The 18,053-nt window shown below is 42.6% G+C and carries 14 protein-coding genes; 11 read left to right on the top strand and 3 right to left on the bottom strand.

All coding sequences use genetic code 11. The features are described from left to right. Window positions 1–62: 62 nt before the first annotated feature. Entirely contained in the window at window positions 63–1,481 is a 1,419-nt protein-coding gene (locus tag G0029_RS01475) for a phosphate--AMP phosphotransferase (RefSeq protein ID WP_180106183.1), read from the bottom strand. Between the two features lie 205 nt (window positions 1,482–1,686). Here G0029_RS01475 and G0029_RS01470 point away from each other — a divergent pair, with 205 nt between their 5' ends. The 7 genes from G0029_RS01470 to G0029_RS01440 all read left to right on the top strand — a co-directional run bounded on the left by G0029_RS01470 (window position 1,687) and on the right by G0029_RS01440 (window position 7,986). Continuing rightward, a complete protein-coding gene (locus tag G0029_RS01470) occupies window positions 1,687–2,400 on the top strand; it encodes an FFLEELY motif protein (RefSeq protein ID WP_111885630.1) in 714 nt (237 codons plus the stop codon). Between the two features lie 226 nt (window positions 2,401–2,626). Then, entirely contained in the window at window positions 2,627–3,571 is a 945-nt protein-coding gene (ubiE, locus tag G0029_RS01465) for a bifunctional demethylmenaquinone methyltransferase/2-methoxy-6-polyprenyl-1,4-benzoquinol methylase UbiE (protein ID WP_180106181.1), read from the top strand. A gap of 16 nt (window positions 3,572–3,587) precedes the next feature. After that, window positions 3,588–4,256, top strand: a complete 669-nt coding sequence (locus G0029_RS01460; RefSeq protein WP_180106179.1) for an SCP2 domain-containing protein — start codon at window positions 3,588–3,590, stop codon at window positions 4,254–4,256. 18 nt (window positions 4,257–4,274) lie between these two features. Further along, window positions 4,275–5,894, top strand: a complete 1,620-nt coding sequence (locus G0029_RS01455; protein WP_180106178.1) for an ABC1 kinase family protein — start codon at window positions 4,275–4,277, stop codon at window positions 5,892–5,894. 111 nt (window positions 5,895–6,005) lie between these two features. After that, the gene (locus tag G0029_RS01450; protein ID WP_180106176.1) at window positions 6,006–6,413 is read left to right on the top strand and encodes a hypothetical protein; all 408 of its coding nucleotides are present in this window, start codon (window positions 6,006–6,008) and stop codon (window positions 6,411–6,413) included. 106 nt (window positions 6,414–6,519) lie between these two features. Then, window positions 6,520–7,599 carry a patatin-like phospholipase family protein gene (locus G0029_RS01445; protein WP_180106174.1) on the top strand — a complete coding sequence of 360 codons (1,080 nt, stop codon included), beginning with the start codon at window positions 6,520–6,522 and terminating at the stop codon, window positions 7,597–7,599. A 72-nt stretch (window positions 7,600–7,671) separates the two neighbouring features. Next, on the top strand, window positions 7,672–7,986 hold the full coding sequence (locus G0029_RS01440; RefSeq protein ID WP_180109667.1) for a hypothetical protein: 315 nt from the start codon (window positions 7,672–7,674) through the stop codon (window positions 7,984–7,986). 71 nt (window positions 7,987–8,057) lie between these two features. On the opposite strand, the gene G0029_RS01435 is transcribed toward G0029_RS01440, so the two are convergent. Next, window positions 8,058–10,238: a SulP family inorganic anion transporter gene (locus G0029_RS01435; RefSeq protein ID WP_180109695.1), complete on the bottom strand. Its 2,181-nt coding sequence runs from the start codon at window positions 10,236–10,238 to the stop codon at window positions 8,058–8,060. Window positions 10,239–10,487: 249 nt separating this feature from the next. After that, window positions 10,488–12,848, bottom strand: a complete 2,361-nt coding sequence (locus G0029_RS01430; RefSeq protein ID WP_180106172.1) for a Tex family protein — start codon at window positions 12,846–12,848, stop codon at window positions 10,488–10,490. Between the two features lie 335 nt (window positions 12,849–13,183). Between G0029_RS01430 and ompR the strand changes: the two genes are divergently transcribed. From ompR to G0029_RS01410, 4 genes are all read left to right on the top strand, one after another. Next, window positions 13,184–13,948: a two-component system response regulator OmpR gene (gene ompR / locus G0029_RS01425; protein WP_078189809.1), complete on the top strand. Its 765-nt coding sequence runs from the start codon at window positions 13,184–13,186 to the stop codon at window positions 13,946–13,948. A 246-nt stretch (window positions 13,949–14,194) separates the two neighbouring features. Continuing rightward, window positions 14,195–15,655, top strand: a complete 1,461-nt coding sequence (locus tag G0029_RS01420) for an ATP-binding protein (RefSeq protein ID WP_180024744.1) — start codon at window positions 14,195–14,197, stop codon at window positions 15,653–15,655. 206 nt (window positions 15,656–15,861) lie between these two features. Continuing rightward, window positions 15,862–17,379 carry an acetyl-CoA hydrolase/transferase family protein gene (locus tag G0029_RS01415; RefSeq protein ID WP_078192882.1) on the top strand — a complete coding sequence of 506 codons (1,518 nt, stop codon included), beginning with the start codon at window positions 15,862–15,864 and terminating at the stop codon, window positions 17,377–17,379. A 127-nt stretch (window positions 17,380–17,506) separates the two neighbouring features. Then, entirely contained in the window at window positions 17,507–17,926 is a 420-nt protein-coding gene (locus G0029_RS01410) for a GNAT family acetyltransferase (protein ID WP_180078044.1), read from the top strand. Window positions 17,927–18,053 lie beyond the last annotated feature (127 nt).

Here is an 18,053-nt window from a genome sequence, read left to right as displayed (position 1 = left end):
AAAATGAGCGAGTTTTGAAAATGAAGAAAAAAGCCACGAATTGCGTGGCTTTTTTCATAAAGTCAATCTGCTTTCAACTGCGCTAAAATCGTTTTTAGCACTTGTAAACGAGCACTATGCTTATCATTGGTCGCAATCACATGCCACGGCGCATATTCTGTATTCGTGCGTTGCAACATATCTGCAGCAGCTTTGAGATAGTCATCCCAACGGTCACGATTCCGCCAGTCATCTGGAGTAATTTTAAAACGCTTATGCGCGGTTTCTTCTCGAGCTTTAAACCTTGCAGCTTGCTCATCCTTATCTATGGCTAACCAGAACTTGATGACAACCGTTTGACTGTCATATAGGTCCTTTTCAAAGCGATTAATTTCATCGTATGCCCTCTGCCATTCAACGGTGTTAGCAAATCCTTCAATCCGCTCAACCAAAACACGACCATACCAACTGCGATCAAAAATCGTGATTTTCTCTTCAGGGACAATTTTATTCCAAAAGCGCCATAAGTAAGGACGGCGTAGTTCATATTTTTCAGGTGCTGCTATGGTATGAATTTCATATTCGCGTGGGTCTAACTTTTTAACAATACGTTTAATTGCTCCGCCTTTCCCTGCGGCATCCATCCCTTCAAACACGATCACCACGTTGCGTGAATCAAAACGTAAAGCTTCAGCCACCTTACGGCTTAATTTTTTTAATTCTTTTTTATAATCGGCTTCATCAGCGATGACTGTACTTGGCTCCAATAAAGCCTGTGGTGTTTTGGCCTGTTTCCAACGCCCTACCGCTTTAGTTTCATGTGTTGGACAATGTTTTAAAGTGCGTAAAATATACTGTGCAAATTGTTGATCACGGACTTGCTCATCTTCACAGTCGATAATGATCCAGTCATGACTAAAACGCTGACGTAAACGTTGCAAGTTGTCATATTGTTTTTTATTGCGCCAATCTAAACCATGCAATTTATGCCAACGCGCTTCACTCGGGTCCATTTCATCCAAACGTTTTTGTAAAGATTTCCAAGATAAATCGAACCAGACCTTAATCACATCGACATGATTATTTTTTAGGTCTCGTTCATAAGCCCGCATGTTCTCGACATATTCATCAAATAAGGTTTCATCCAAAGGCTTTGACACATGCATGGCGGTACTCAGTAAGTCACTGTACCAGTTTCCAAACATCACCATGATTTGCCCTTCGGCAGGAATAAACCGTGCATAAGACTGCCAAAAGGTTTGTTTTGGATTAAATATGATCGGGGCATCCGCTTTCACCCTTAAGTAACGTGGATCAACCCATTCACGGAGCTGTTTGACGGCCTCCCCCTTACCCGCAAGCTCTATTCCGCTGACTAAAATCAACACGCTTTTGGCATTGGGCTGACGGCTGGTATTTTTCAGTTGATATTGCGCTTCAATTAGCTCAACCGAGAGTTGTTCTTCATCCATCAATTGAAATTCTGTTTCTTTTAAGCTCATGGCGGACCCTTGGTTTTATTCTGTTTTGAGTATAACCATGCCGTTCATCACACAACAATGCTTTCATGTACATGCTGAAATGCAAAATATGACCATTTCTGCAACAAACTGACTCAGATTAACCTGTAATTTCGTCACTTTGTCATAGCCCTAAGCTACAACACCCACTAAGATTCAAACATCTAAAAAATAATTGAGACACTCAATGTCCAAACTTGCAGTATTAGATGATTTACTTGAACTGTATTACCAGTTGAACTACCACAAAAAGCCAGAAATTTTACAGCGTTTACAAGATGTCCAGCAGTGGCAAAAACAGCGTATGCAACGCACACATGCCATACAATTTGCTGAAAAACACAATGTGCTGATGTCTGAATATTTTATTAATCGTTTATATGGCGGTCCTGATTTTGATGCATTAGCAGCACAAATTGCTCGTCTCACGCGCTATGCACACAAAGCTGAAAAATTGATTCCAGACAATGCTATAAAGACTGGTACTTCGGGCGTACAACTTGCCATTTTAGCCGTACAGCTTGATGAACAAGTGGCCATGCAATTATTAGAAGATTATCCATCCAATCTGACCCTAACCGATGAAATGATGCGCCAGACTTATCTTAAGCTTGATCAGGGCAAGGACCGTATGTTACAGCTGCAACTATTGGACGATTTAGGTCGTAATTTAGATAAATATATGCGCTCATTTATGGTCTATACCGCCTTTAAGATGTGCAAAGGTGCAGCAATAAAATATAACTTCGAAGTGATGTATGACTTTATGCAAGATGGCTTTCTCGCAATGAAACCACTTAAGTCAGCAGAAAAATTTGTGCGTGAATTTACCACTGTAGAACGTCAAATCATTGACCGTGTACATGCTGGAGACCCGAACCCGTTTCAGCCTGCGGCCTAACAAAATTATCATCCCCATTCAGCCCACATTTGATATAAAACAAACAGGGCGTTCAAGGCTGAATTCAGATTTTTTATAGGGGTTTTGCAAAGCAATTACAGCAGCCCCTTATTTTTTCTGTATATTATTCACAACAAATGCAAATGACTGCTGTATAACAACAGAGAATCTGTCATCATGCTTGCAAAGCAACATTAACCCTATTTATAAGTTAGGAGTGACTCTAATGTCTAACGAGAATCAAACGCCTGTCCCTACACCTGAGTCGGCACAAAATACAGACAAAGCGAGTCCATTCTTAACTGAACCTTTACCACAAGGGACAGCGCAAGGTCAGCAACACTCTTTAGAACAACGTCTGACCGACACACCTGTGACAGGTTCAGTACCCAAATATAATCTGCCACGTGGCGCGAACACAGGTAATGTTGGGCCAACCACACACTTTGGTTATCAGACCGTGAGCAGCGAAGACAAAGCGCAAAAAGTCGCGGAAGTTTTCCACTCAGTGGCTGCGAAATACGACATCATGAATGATTTAATGTCATTTGGTATTCACCGTCTATGGAAACGTTTTGCCATTAACATGTCAGGTGTTCGTCGCGGTCAGCACGTACTGGATATTGCAGGCGGTACAGGTGACCTTGCTAAAGTGTTCAGTCGTGAAGTTGGTCCGACAGGTCATGTGGTGCTTTCAGACATTAACGAATCGATGCTCAATGTCGGTCGTGACCGCCTCATTGATGCTGGTTGTACCAATGTCGATTTCGTTTTGGCCAATGCTGAAACTTTAGAACCTTTTGCAGACAACAGTTTTGACCTATTAACCATTTCATTTGGTCTACGTAACGTGACTGACAAAGATGCTGCTCTTGCTGCAATGTACCGCGTTCTTAAGCCAGGTGGTCGTTTACTGATTTTAGAATTCTCTAAACCGGTATTTGAACCATTCTCAAAACTGTATGACTTGTACTCATTCACTGCATTACCGATCATGGGTAAAATCGTAGCGAATGACTCTGAAAGTTATAAATACCTTGCAGAATCGATTCGTATGCACCCAGACCAACGTACTCTTAAAGGTATGATGGAAAATGCGGGCTTCCAAAACTGTGATTACCACAACTTAACGGGTGGTATCGTGGCTGTACACCGTGGTTTCAAACTTTAATACTGCAGGCTGAACTATGTGGTCGATTCTCGCACTTGGTGCAGTTGAACGCTTAATTCATCATGTCATTGATTTGGATGCTATTACTCGCATCCAACTGAATGAATTGCAAGGCAAAATGCTTCGTGTGGTGATCGACTCACCACAGTTGTCGGTGGATGTGTTTTTTGACGATCAGAAAGTTCGCTTAGAACCGACGCCAACAGGACATACTGAAACTGCATCCATCTTTGAGCAACGCCCTTTCGATCAACAGTCAAACATAACTGAAGCAACCGCGACGTTGCATGTCAAAACAGTCGTCGAGCTCCTCAAACTACTGTTGGCTGAAGATGTTGGCAATATCCCATTGCAAGGTGATTATCACTTATTGCAGGATATCCAGCGCATTATGCAGCAAGCTGAGCCAGATTTAGCTTCGCATCTAAGCCCTTGGATAGGTCCAAGCCTTGCGCATGAAATTGGTAAGTTGCAACTTGCCCCCAAATATCTCAAACGTACTTTACAAAGCCATTTGTTCTTTGCTGAAGACGCGTTAAAAGAAGATTCTGGCTTGTTTGCCCCACGTTGGCAAATGGATGACCTGAATCAAGACACCCGAATTTTGAATCAAAATCTGGACCGTGCAGAAGCAAAAATTCAGCAGCTGCATAGCCAAATTGACTCATTACAAGACAACACTTAAGACTAGGTAATTGCACATATGATTCCGCACGTTTCACGTTTACTCGACCTTTGGCGCATCGCTGCGCACTATAGACTCGACACGTTGTTTCCTGCGGAAGAATTACCGGAAAAAGCCCGTCATATTCTTTCTCTCATTCGCATGCACCCTGCGGCATGGTCAAGCCGCGAGCGTAAAAATCCGCTCAAGCTCAAAGAAGCCATGGAAGAGATGGGCCCGCTGGCCATTAAAATGGGGCAATTACTGTCTACCCGTCGTGACTTGATTCCACCTGAAGTTTTACAGCAATTGGTACTACTACAAGACCGTGTAAAACCTTTTTCGAATGACGTTGCCAAAATGCGCATTCAGGAATCACTCAAAGCGGATGTGAATACATTATTTGCACGCTTTGACGAGCAACCATTAGCCGCAGCATCTATTGCACAAGTGCATACTGCTGCCCTGCATGATGGTCGCGAAGTCGTGGTAAAAGTGACTCGCCCAAATATTCGCAATCAAATTCTGGAAGATTTTGAAATATTAGAGTGGCTTGGTCAGTTCCTTGAAAAACGTCTAGAAGCCGCTCGTGCCCTGCATTTATCTGAAATTATTCAGGACTACCGTCAAATTATTCTCAATGAGTTGGATTTGACTTTAGAAGCGGATAACACCCGTCGTATGCGTCATTACTTCACCGGTTCAAGCATGATGTACGTGCCTGAAGTCTACATGGACAGCCGTGATGTCATGGTCGAAGAACGTATTACCGGTGTGCCTATTTCAGATATTGCGACCTTTGATCGCTTGGGTATGGATCGTAAAGATTTAGCCGAAAAAGGGCTCACCATTTTCTTTACCCAAGTGTTCCGCGATAACTTCTTCCATGCAGACATGCATCCGGGGAATGTCTTCGTCGAAACCATCAATCCTAACAATCCACGCTTTATTGCCTTGGACTGCGCGATTATGGGTGAGCTTTCAAAGCACGACCAAATGACCGTAGCACGCATGCTACTTGCGGTTATGAACAGCGACTTTATGCAGCTGATTCAAATCGTGCATCAAGCGGGTTGGATTCCACCGGGTACAGATCAAGATGCCTTAGCACGTGAAATGCGTCGCACTGTTGGCCCAATGGTCTCTAAACCAATGCATGAATTGGACTTCGCCGGCATTCTGATTCAAGTGATGGATATTGCGCGTCGTTTCCATTTAGAGATTCCGCCACAACTGATGTTGCTGCTCAAAACCTTGGTCCATGTCGAAGGCTTAGGAACGGATCTCTATCCTGAATTGGATATTTGGAGTTTAGCAAAACCAATCCTCACCGATTGGATTAAAGCGCAAATGAATCCGCAGAAAAACTTAAAAGAACTCGGACAAAAAATTCCAGACTTACTTTTAGGTGCGCAAGATTTACCAACGCTGATGATCGACAGTCTGAATGGTTTAAAAAATCAGTCGGCTTGGCATGCTAAACAACTCAATGAACTGCAAAGCATGCGCTTGCAAATGGAACATCAGCAAAAGCGTAGTTGGGTCTTTGGCAGTGTTATGGCCATCTTCCTCTCCATTGCGATAATTGCGCCATGGTACGTTTCCATCGTATTAATTGCACTTTCAAGCTTACTTGCCATTTGGCGTGTGTTTAAATAATCTGTATTTAAATGATCTTGATGTATCCATAAATCCTTTAAGCCTTTTGGCAATAAAGGGCTTAAAGCTATAAAAACAAAAAATTCAAAAAATAAAATAAGGCTGAACGCCATGTCATACAGTTATTTAGGGGTACTGTATGGTCGAAATCCACTCCGAGCTTGTGCAACGGCCTTGCTATATAGTTTTTCGACCCTACTCGATGTGTTGGTTCAATTGAATTTGCACTTATCTTTTCTGAACTGGCAACCGACAGCCAACACCACAATGTATCGGATGCAGCATAGCGCTGCATTTTGGTGGATCATTCTCTTTAATGCACTTCCCTGTTTATTCCTACTTTGTTTGCCACAGCAAAAACTGATGGCCGGGTTAAATTATTGGTTATTAGCTGGGGCCGTGGTTTTTATCATTAATCTATTTGCTTGGGCGGTCTTTCCAATGGCGACATGGGCAATCGTCTGCCTCAGTTTGTTTCAATTGCATCGGCATAATGAACAATTATTACAGCATTCGTGAGCGGTGCCCTGATATGACTGAGAAGTCATTTGTCGTAAGTTTCAGCCATTGGGTCTGTGCAAAAACGCACTAGAATAATTCTACGACTGTACTTTAAGCGACTGCCATGACTCAAATTTTGCAAAAAAAACCGCCTGCGCTCAATATCCGTGCTGGCCATTTAGCACGCCAACTGATTGAACAAGAAGGTTTAAACGCTGCTCAAGTGGATATCCTGCCCGGTGCTGCTGGTGGCCCGAAAGGCATTGGTATTCAAGGTTTAGATCAGGCGATTTTTGCTGACTTTTTGCCACGTGCGCAACAAAAGCGTACTTTAATTGGTTCATCGATTGGCAGTTGGCGCTTTGCCAGTATTGCTGCTTGGGGAGCTATCGAAGGCACGAAACGCCTCTCTGAGCTGTATACCAATCTGAGCTTTCATAAAAAGATGAGCCGTCAAGAAGTCAGCGATGTGTGTCGTGGCATGCTGATCGATTTGATTCAAGGTCAAGAAGCGGCACTAGTTAATCACCCGGATTATCACCTCACTGTGCTTTCAGTCAAAGCTCAGCATATTTTCCAAAGTGATAAAGCCCTGCCGCTGTTAGCTTCTGTCGCAGGGATCGTGGGAACGACAGCGCTTGCACGTAAACACAGTCGTTATTTCATGCAGCGTGTGATTAGTCAGCCTGTGTCAGGTCATCAATTTACTGTGGCAGATGATGGCTTTACCACGCATTATCATGCATTGACTCAAAATAGTGTTATGCCGTGGCTTATGGCATCTGCATCTATTCCTGGTGTTATGGCCGCGATCCGTGATATCCCTGATGCACCACAAGGCAGTTACCGCGATGGCGGCCTAATCGACTATCACATTGACCTGCCCTTCCGAAGTCAAGGCATCGTACTGTATCCACATTTCACAGATAGCATCACCCCCGGTTGGTTTGATAAATTATTTAAACGTCAGGCTAATCCAGACAATCAAGCGCGCACCCTGTTACTATCACCTTCACAAGAATACCTTGCAAGCTTGCCGCTTGGCCGACTGCCTGACCGTAAAGACTTTACCCTCAAAGGCTTAGACAATCAACAACGCATTAAAATGTGGAACCAATGTGTGGCTGAAAGTCAGCGTATGGGCGATGAGTTTTTGGAAATGGTTGAGAAGCAACACTTCCCAGCAGTCATGCAAGCACTCTAAGCGTTACAGTAATCTCTTGCGAGGGACGCTATAATCCTGTTTCAGAATTTTGAGCTTATTTAGTATAGATTTATGCGGATATTTTTAACTGTTTTGCAGTATGCCTGCATCGCTTTTGCACTTTTCCTTGTTTATCAAGTGTCAACTGCCTTGATCAGCGGCCAATACGATTTAATGGAAGTGGTAGCAGATGTCGGTACCATTTTAATTTGTATCGATTTGGCGGTGTTTTTATTTACCAGTAATGCAAAACAAGGCATTAGCATCGAAGACTATGCGAAACAATTGGAAGAAAAGCCGTCAAAATTGGTATATGTCACCCGTAAATTGGGACATTTCGGTATTTTGCTGATCATTACCAGTTGGATTGTACCGATGATTCGCTAATGTATTTTAGTTCAATAAAAAGGATCATCATGTGTTCATGATGATCCTTTTTTTATGTCATCCGATTTTATTTATCCGAAGAAATTAACCCGTCCAGTTTTTACATCATACACCGCACCAACGATCGCCACTTTGCCTTCTTGCACTAACTGCCGTAGCACTTTACTATTTTGCAAAATATAGCGGATGTTGTAATGCACATTCATTTGCGTCACTTGCTCTAAAAATGCCGGACTCAGCGTTTGTGGTTGCATCAATTCGGCAACACGCGATACAGACTCATTGAGTGGCCCCAGCACATATTGAATATGTGGCATACTCGTCAGGCTCTGAATCGATTGACCAGCTAAATGCAACTGACAAGCACTGCTAACCGCACCACAGTCCGTATGACCAAGCACTACGATCACTTTGGCGCCTTTGGCTTCGCAGGCAAATTCTAAAGAACCCAATACTTTTTGCCCTGCGACATTCCCCGCTATGCGTAAACTAAATAAATCGCCAATTCCAACATCAAAGATCATTTCAGTCGGCGCACGAGAATCCATACAACCTAACACTGCCGCAATCGGATGCTGTCCTTCTTCTGCGGTCACCCGCAGTTGACGATAGATATCTCGTTGCAAACGCTCATTTTGTACAAACCGCTCATTGCCGGCTTTAAGCAAAGCGAGCACGGCCTCCGGAGTCAAACGTTGCTGTAAAGCTGCAGTACTAATATCTATATCTAATGCCGCCTCCTGCGCATCGGCATAGTGTGCCTTGAAACCAATCAACTGCACTTGCACTTTACGCTGCACAGCCTTTTCCTGTTGGTACTCTTGAATAAGCTGGAAAATATCAGCATCCATATCACTCACATGTGTGGCATCAATCACCACTTGTTCGCCACGATGGATATGTTCCAATGCAGATATTAATGCCGAACGGTTGAGAAAACTGACTTGTGAAGGCAATTCAATCCGTGTAATCACCCCATGTAAATGATGCTCTTTATACACCTTCAGTCCCCTATTAAAATTGGCATATAAAATAAAGGCCGCACTACTGGCTAAACCAATCAAGATTCCGAGCAATAAGTCTGTGAATAAAATCGCCAGTAAGGTAATGATAAAAGGAATAAATTGTTTCCAACCTTTTAAATACAACTGTTTAAACAATTTGGGATGTGTCAGTTTAAACCCAGTGAGGATTAAAATTGCGGCTAATGCTGAAAGCGGAATCATGTTCATCAAAGGCACTAAACACAGCACGGCAAACAAGAGTAATACGCCATGAAAGATCGCAGAACATTTACTTTTAGCTCCAGCACTGGCATTGACCGAACTACGAACAATTACTGAAGTTAGCGGCATCCCGCCTATAGCACCCGAAACGACATTGCCGATGCCTTGCGCCCATAACTCTCGGTTGGGGGGTGAAGAGCGCTTATGCGGATCCAATTTATCTGCTGCTTCTAAATTCAATAGAGTTTCTAATGACGCCACAACCGCCAAAGTGATAGCGCCCGTATAAATCAGAGGATTATTTAAAGCGGTCCAATCCGGAAAGATCATCACATTTTGTGGCTGATCCCAAAGGTTAGGAAGTTGGATGAGATTTGATGGATGAACTGCAAAAGACGAGCCACTAAGCACCAACACGGCATTACATAGTGCAGCGAGGACTACAGCAACCAAGGCTGAAGGCAGAACCCACTTTTTGCATGGGCTCTGCTCCCAAAGCAACATCAGCACAAGGCTACCGATCCCGATCACAACAGCACCGATATCCCATTGCAAATCGAGCGGCTGTGCCTGCCACAGCACTGACCATGAAAATTGGTTCAAGCCAAACAAATAAGGTATTTGACTCCCAATTAAAATCAGCCCGATAGCTGCCAACAAACCCAATATGACATTGTTCGGAATAAAGTTGGCAAAGAAACCGAGCCGAAATATGCCAAATCCAATCTGTAAAATACCGGCAAAAACAATACACAATAAAAAGGCGGCATAGTTGCCGCCGAGTAGTTCAAGCTGTACCAAAATGACTGCTGTTAAACCTGCTGCTGGCCCTGCAACACTGATATGTGAGCCACTCAATGCTCCGACTAAAATACCACCGACAATGCCGGCAATAATGCCAGAGAGAATCGGTGCGCCAGAAGCCAATGCAATGCCTAGACATAGCGGTAAAGCCACGAGAAATACCACAGTTCCAGATAAAAAGTCGTGAATATGAAATCGATGTCGTTCAATTTTAGATGTCATCATTTTACCGTTTATAATAAATATCAAATAATTAGATGTAAGTATGTAAAGCCTAAAGTTTGTGACCACTTTATGGCGTGACTTATATTGTCTGGCAATCGAACGATTCTATAGTGTGTTTTAATACGTGATTTGTGTGATTTTTACACTTTATTGCGAAGTTTAAGATTCAGCTCATTTATCTTTGATAGGCCGTAAAAGAAAATAAAAAAAACCTCCCAAATGGGAGGTTTTTTTAACAGTTCAAGATTACTTCGAACCTTTAATCCCTGCTTGTAATAACAACGCACCTAAACCACCAATTTTATTTTCTTGTGGTTTCGCTGCTTGAGGTTTTTTATGACCTTGTGGGCGGTCGCCTTGCGGACGAGCATGCTGTGGTCGTTTCGCATGTGGCTTACGCTCACCACGTTGTTCTTGCTGGGCATTGTCACGACGTGGTTGACGTTGTGGTTTCGCTGCAGCAGCACCTTCTGCACGCATAGACAAGTTGACACGGTTACGTTCAACATCGACATTTAGTACACGAACTTGAACAATTTGACCTGGTTTTACGACTTTGTGCGGATCTGCAACAAATTCATTTGCAAGTTCAGAAATATGCACTAAACCGTCTTGGTGTACACCCACATCCACGAATGCGCCGAAGTTCGTCACATTCGTAACCACACCTTCAAGCTGTAAACCTTCAGTCAACTGCGCCACTTCAGTGATGTCTTCACGGAATTTTGCGGTACGGAACTCTGGACGTGGATCACGACCTGGTTTTTCAAGTTCAGATAAAACGTCTTGAATTGTCGGTAGACCAAATTGGTCATTCACAAATTCTTCGGCGTTTACTTGGCGAATAATTTCAGTATTACCAATAATATCTTTGACTGTGGTTGCTTTCGCTGCCACAATTTTTTCTACTAAACCATAAGATTCAGGGTGAACAGCAGAAGCATCAAGTGGCTCAGAACCATCTTGAATACGTAAGAAACCTGCTGCTTGTTCAAAGGTACGTTCGCCTAAACGAGGTACTTTCTTCAAACTTTGACGGTTATCAAAACGACCATTTTCTTTACGGAAATCCACAATTTGCTGTGCAATCGCTTTGTTTAGACCCGCGATATAACCCAAGATTGCAGATGATGCTGTGTTCACATCTACACCAACTGAGTTCACGCAGTCTTCAACTACTGCTTCTAGTGTTTTTGCCAAACCGGTTTGGTTCACGTCATGTTGGTATTGACCCACACCAATCGATTTCGGATCAATTTTCACAAGCTCCGCCAATGGATCTTGTAAACGACGAGCAATCGACACTGCACCGCGAATAGATACATCTAGCTCTGGCAATTCTTGAGATGCCAATTCAGATGCTGAATAAACAGATGCACCCGCTTCAGAGACAGACACACGAATCAAATTCAAATCCGTATTCGCAGCCATCATTTCAGCCACAACCGCTTCAGTTTCACGGCTTGCAGTACCATTACCAATCGCAATTAATTCAACATTGAATTCGCGGCAAAGGCGCGCAAGTTCAGCAACTGAACCTGCTTTATCTTCTTTCGGGGCAAACGGGTAAATAGTGCTATGTGCAAGAACATCACCTGATGCATTGACAACAGCCAATTTCACACCCGTACGGATGCCTGGGTCTACACCCAAGGTGCAGCGTGCGCCTGCAGGAGCAGAAAGTAATAAATGACGTAGGTTTTCAGCAAATACATCCATCGCTTCAGCTTCGGCAGCCAAACGTTTTTCAGTCAATAATGAATGCTCAATAGCAGGACGTACTTTGCCCAACCAGAACAGTTTTGCTGTTTGTTTTAAGAAATCTGCGCGTGCTTGAGGCTGTGCAGTTTCAACATTATATTCAGTTTCAATACGTGCCAATGGTGCTTCATCTTCACCATCGACTTTTAAGCCTAAGACATTTTCTTGACGGCCACGTAGCATCGCCAATAAACGATGTGACGGCACTTTATTTAAGCTTTCAGAGAAATCAAAGTAATCACGGAATTTTTTACCAACTTCTTTTTTCTCATCACTTGCCACTAAACTTTTTAACATTGCTGTTTGTGCAAATGTTGCTTTGAGTTCAGTAGTCAATGGAATATTTTGCGCCCATTCATCAATTAAAATGTGTTGAATCGCATCAAGTTGACTTTCAACATCTGCATAATCTTCATGGCTAAAGCCTTCCAAAGCTTCCGTAGGATCGATCTCTTCATTAAAGATTTTTTCAGCGATTGGGCCTAAACCTGCTTCTTTTGCTTTAAATGATTTACTGGTACGTTTTGGACGATACGGCGCGTAAATCTCTTCTAAAGCATTTTTAGTTTCTGCTGCATTCACGCGAGCAAGTAAGTCATCAGATAACTTGTTTTGTTCTTTTAGAGATTCGATTACCTTTTCACGGCGCTCAAATAAATCACGCAGGTAAGTCAGACGTGTATCGAGCTGACGTAATTGAGTATCGTCCAGACCTTGCGTCACTTCTTTACGGTAACGTGCGATAAATGGAACACTGGCACCTTCATCAATGAGCTTGATGGCAGCTTCAATTTGATTTGGACGTACGGCAATTTCTTTTGCCAACTGCTGAACTAAGTCAGTCATCGTATTAGATCCCTGCAAGGATAAGTTCTAAAAGCCATGATTATAAAGACCAAGACCATAAAATCCACAATTGTTTTTATAAATTTATTCGTGGTTTTTAATGCCAATTCATCTCAAATACACATTTTTTTACGAAACTGACTATGAAACAGCAAATTAGCGAGACTTAGACAAGCAAACTGATTCGAACAACATGTATACATTTGGTATCTATGTCTTGATTTTAACTGCAATATTTGTTGCTTTAGAGCATAGTAAATTTATATAAATGAATCGTATACTCAAGTGAAATCGACTTTTTGTTTACGATGACAATAAAGAATAAGGAGCACGTCATGAGTTTAGTTGTACCTGCTGAAAAAACAGATGCCGTACAAGCCGAAACCGACCGAGTCGAACGCATTCTGGTTGTCGATGATGATGTGCGTCTACGCACCCTCTTACAACGCTTCCTAGAAGATAAAGGTTTTGTGGTCAAAACCGCACATGATGCGACTCAGATGGATCGTCTGTTGCAGCGGGAACTCTTTTCCCTGATTGTGCTCGACTTTATGTTGCCTGTTGAAGATGGCTTGAGTATTTGCCGCCGTCTGCGCCAATCTAGCATCGATACCCCGATCATTATGCTGACCGCTCGTGGTAGCGATTCAGACCGTATTGCAGGACTTGAAGCCGGTGCAGATGACTACTTACCAAAACCATTTAACCCGAATGAGCTATTAGCTCGTATTCGTGCGGTCCTACGTCGCCAAGTGCGTGAAGTTCCGGGCGCACCAAGCCAACAAATGGAAGTGGTGTCTTTTGGTCCGTGGTCACTCGACCTGTCTACTCGTACATTAACCCGTGAAGGTCAAGTCGTCACATTAACCACGGGTGAATTTGCCGTACTCAAAGCATTAGTTCAACACCCTCGTGAACCACTGACACGCGACAAGTTAATGAATCTTGCTCGTGGTCGTGAATGGGGTGCTATGGAGCGTTCAATTGACGTTCAAGTTTCTCGCCTGCGTCGTTTGGTTGAAGAAAACCCGGCACGTGCGCGCTATATTCAAACCGTTTGGGGCGTAGGTTATGTCTTTGTTCCAGATGGTGCTGAATAAGCCATAAAATAAGACCTGAGAATCGAGTCACCGTACCTCTTGTCCGGAAATGCCATTCGCTGCTGTCCGAGCCACTTGAAATTGAATGAATAAAAGTAATGTGCGCGAGTTCAGCGAATGGCAAAAATTTTGGTTACTTTTTTAAAAAGTAACATAACGAACTCCCCCCGAAGAACGTTCCAGCAGTAAGATTCCATCGCAAAGAATAAAAACTGCCTTTCAAAAAATTTGCTTAAAGGATTCTGCGTGAAACTCGAACCCATCGACCCACAGGAATTTACCGACTACGTTACCTACTCCGAAAAAAAACGGACACCTTGGGAACGCTTTCTCGATAAAATCAAACCCCGCTCTGCAGCCATGCGGACCACCGTATTGGTCTTATTTGTGGTGTTTTTTAGCCTGTTTATGTCCTTATGGTTCTTTTGGCGGACACTCTATTTACCCGAAATTCAACAACATGCTCGTTACCTCGCGGTCGAACTTGAAATCATTAACAATCCTGATTTACGGATTTTTCATAACAATGCCGAAGTGGATGTCGACGACTGGATGCGCAACCGTGTCGGGATCGAATATGTGACCGATCCGAAAGAATTCCCCAACGTCAAAGACAAAGTCATTGCAGAGTTCTTTACCAATCAAATTGAAAAGAAACTGGCCAAAGAAATGCGCATTGATAATGCGACCGTGTATTTCCAATTTAAACCTGACCCACGCATCTGGATTCAAACTCCAGAAATGAATGGCAACTGGGTTCGCGAGCCTTTAAAAACCTATGCCAACTATAGCGCAGAGCTGATTTTAGGCTGGTTATTGGGTATTCCGCTGATTGCTGGCATCATTATCTTAACCTTGGTTCGTCAGCTCAACCGTCCACTAAAACGTTTACAAGATGCGGCAAACAACTATAGTAAACAAGGCACTGCTCCTTATTTAGAAACCAACCATGGGCCACAAGAAATCCGTGAAGTAAACCAAGCCTTTAACCACATGGTCTACACGCTGGAACAAACTGAACGTGATCGTCGCATCATGTTGGCCGGTATTTCCCACGATTTGCGTACTCCGCTGACCCGTATTCGACTCAGCGCAGAAATGATGCCTGATGATGACTTCCTAAAAGAAGGTCTGATTTACGATGTTGAAGATATGGATGCAATTCTGAATCAGTTCATTTCGTATATGCGAGATGGCTCTGATGAGGTTCCGCAAGATACTGATTTAAATGCGCTATTGCAGGAATTAGTGATTCAATTTAAACCTTTAGATATTCGCTTTGAACCTCAAGACTTACCGATTATTCAAGCACGTAGCCTGTCGTTAAAACGACTAATAGGCAACTTAATCAATAACTCAAAACGCTATGGTGCCGAGCCGATTGAACTGTCTACCGAATATGAAGGTGACCATATTCAAATTCGCGTTGCCGATAATGGCGAAGGGATTCCTGAAGACCAAATTGAAGACCTGATGCAACCTTTTGTACGTGGTAATGATGCACGTACCATCCAAGGCAGTGGACTCGGTTTAGCCATTGTAAAACGTATTGTGGATATTCACGAAGGTCAACTTTCAATTCACAATCGAGCAGAAGGTGGACTCGAAGCGATCATTTCTTTACCACTGCAAAAACTCGAAAATGATGAAATATTAAACAACAGCCCATTGGAAAAAATTAAGCAAAGTTTAACTGAACGCTTTTAACAAGCGTTCAAAAAAGCAACGAACAGTTTTGTTTAATCCTTAACCATTGTTATTTTTAACTTTATTATTCAGTAGCTTAAAAATCATAATAAAATCTTATACCCACATTTTTTCAAAAAATTAGACCTTAGCCTAACAGGGATGCAAAATGGCTTTTTTGATCGGTACAATCCGTATCAGTTTTGAGAATTTCACGAGAGTATATGATGTCTTTAGATCGCATCCGTTTAGCTGCCCTTCACGACAAAGTTATCAGCGCAGAAAAAGCTGCTGAATTCATTCAGGATGGTATGACGGTAGGTATGAGTGGTTTCACACGCGCAGGTGAAGCGAAAGCTGTACCTTTAGCGTTGGTTCAACAGGCTCATGCTAATCCTCTTAAAATCACCCTAATTACTGGCGCGAGCTTGGGTAACGATTTGGACAAAAAATTGACTGAAGCAGGTGTTCTTGCTCGTCGTTTACCGTTCCAAGTAGACAATACATTACGTAAAGCGATCAACAAAGGCGAAGTAATGTTCATCGATCAGCATTTGTCTGAAACAGTTGAACAAATGCGTAACCTTCAGCTTAAAAAGCCTGATGTAGCAATTATTGAAGCTGTTGCGATCACTGAAGATGGTGGCATCATCCCTACAACTTCTGTAGGTAACTCTGCAAGCTTCGCAATTTTTGCTGAAAAAGTAATTGTTGAAATCAACACCAACTTAAGCCCAGCATTTGAAGGCTTACACGATATTTATATCCCAACATATCGTCCAACACGTCAAGCTATTCCATTGACTCATGTTGATGAACGTATTGGTACACATGCAATCAACATCGATCCTTCAAAAATCGTAGGTATCGTATTTAACAACGAATTGCATGACTCTCCATCTACAGTTACTGCCCCTGATGATGAAACTCAAGGTATTGCAAACCACCTTATCGCTTTCTTTGAAAAAGAAGTCGCTGAAGGTCGTTTACCGAAAAACCTAGGTCCATTACAAGCAGGTATTGGTTCAATTGCAAACGCAGTATTGACTGGTCTTAAAGATTCAAACTTTGAAGACTTGATCATGTACTCTGAAGTACTTCAAGACTGTACATTTGAATTGATCGACGCAGGCAAAATGAAATTTGCTTCAGGTTCTTCTATTACGCTTTCTGCGAAATATGGCGAAAAAGTATTTAATAACCTTGAACAATACAAAGACAAACTTGTATTACGTCCACAAGAAATTTCTAACCATCCAGAACTTGTACGTCGTTTAGGTATTATCGGTATCAACACTGCACTTGAGTTTGACATTTACGGTAATGTGAACTCAACTCACGTTTGCGGTACAAAAATGATGAACGGTATTGGTGGTTCAGGTGACTTCGCACGTAATGCGCACTTAGCAATCTTCGTGACTAAATCGATTGCAAAAGGCGGCGACATTTCTTCTGTTGTTCCATTTGCTTCTCACGTTGACCATGCAGAACACGACGTTGACATCTTGGTTACTGAACAAGGTCTTGCTGACTTACGTGGTCTTGCTCCACGTGAACGTGCTCGTGCGGTAATCGACAACTGTGCACACCCAAGCTACCGTGCAGCATTAAACGATTACTTCGACCGTGCATGTGCAAAAGGTGGTCAAACACCTCACCTTCTACGTGAAGCATTGTCTTGGCACATCAACTTCGAAGAGAACGGCCACATGTTAGCTGCTCAACCAGAAGTGAAAACTGCTTAATTGACAGTGAAATAAAAAAACGCTCTTCGGAGCGTTTTTTTATGGCTTTTATTTTTCAATATGACTTATCAAGTCTGCAAAACTCGACTAATCTAAATTGGTCAAATTATATGCTAAAACAAAAATTATGTTTATTATCCGCCCCTATCTCGAAACTGATTTAGACGATGTGATTGCACTTTGGGAACTGTGTGATCTGACCCGTCCATGGAATAATCCTGAAATTGATATATTTCGAAAATTGGCTCAACGTGATCAATTATTCTTGTTGGCGGTCAAAGATGATCAACTGATTGCAACTGTGATGGGTGGCTATGATGGACACCGAGGCTGGGTCAATTATCTTGCCGTACATCCACATTTTCAGCGTAATGGCGTCGCTACTGCCCTCATTCAGCAATTAGAAAAACGCTTAATTGCTCTAGGCTGTCCAAAACTTCAATTACTGATTCGCCAAGACAACATTGATGTACAAAATTTTTATGAACAATTGGGCTATGAAGAGGTTGAAGTAATATGTTTGGGTAAACGTTTAATCAAGGATTAGTGGCCAGACAAATCTTCATTCAATCCTTGTAACAAAATCAAAAAAAAACCGACATTGCGCCATCGAGACAAAAATGGATTGCATTGCTTGGCTTTAAATTTTAGGATTTGCCCCCATCATTTTCCCA

Origin of the sequence: Acinetobacter sp. YH12138 (assembly GCF_015218525.1) — a bacterium.
GTDB lineage: Bacteria > Pseudomonadota > Gammaproteobacteria > Pseudomonadales > Moraxellaceae > Acinetobacter > Acinetobacter amyesii.
The sequence above is the reverse complement of the archived record's forward strand: the minus strand, read 5'-3'. Positions and strand labels throughout refer to the sequence as shown.

Bases quoted from the DNA above. Each gene is read 5' to 3' on its own strand.
- G0029_RS01475 (WP_180106183.1), bottom strand. From the start codon at position 1,481: ATGAGCTTAAAAGAAACAGAATTTCAATTGATGGATGAAGAACAACTC.
- G0029_RS01470 (WP_111885630.1), top strand. From the start codon at position 1,687: ATGTCCAAACTTGCAGTATTAGATGATTTACTTGAACTGTATTACCAG.
- ubiE (WP_180106181.1), top strand. From the start codon at position 2,627: ATGTCTAACGAGAATCAAACGCCTGTCCCTACACCTGAGTCGGCACAA.
- G0029_RS01460 (WP_180106179.1), top strand. From the start codon at position 3,588: ATGTGGTCGATTCTCGCACTTGGTGCAGTTGAACGCTTAATTCATCAT.
- G0029_RS01455 (WP_180106178.1), top strand. From the start codon at position 4,275: ATGATTCCGCACGTTTCACGTTTACTCGACCTTTGGCGCATCGCTGCG.
- G0029_RS01450 (WP_180106176.1), top strand. From the start codon at position 6,006: ATGTCATACAGTTATTTAGGGGTACTGTATGGTCGAAATCCACTCCGA.
- G0029_RS01445 (WP_180106174.1), top strand. From the start codon at position 6,520: ATGACTCAAATTTTGCAAAAAAAACCGCCTGCGCTCAATATCCGTGCT.
- G0029_RS01440 (WP_180109667.1), top strand. From the start codon at position 7,672: ATGCGGATATTTTTAACTGTTTTGCAGTATGCCTGCATCGCTTTTGCA.
- G0029_RS01435 (WP_180109695.1), bottom strand. From the start codon at position 10,238: ATGACATCTAAAATTGAACGACATCGATTTCATATTCACGACTTTTTA.
- G0029_RS01430 (WP_180106172.1), bottom strand. From the start codon at position 12,848: ATGACTGACTTAGTTCAGCAGTTGGCAAAAGAAATTGCCGTACGTCCA.
- ompR (WP_078189809.1), top strand. From the start codon at position 13,184: ATGAGTTTAGTTGTACCTGCTGAAAAAACAGATGCCGTACAAGCCGAA.
- G0029_RS01415 (WP_078192882.1), top strand. From the start codon at position 15,862: ATGTCTTTAGATCGCATCCGTTTAGCTGCCCTTCACGACAAAGTTATC.
- G0029_RS01410 (WP_180078044.1), top strand. From the start codon at position 17,507: ATGTTTATTATCCGCCCCTATCTCGAAACTGATTTAGACGATGTGATT.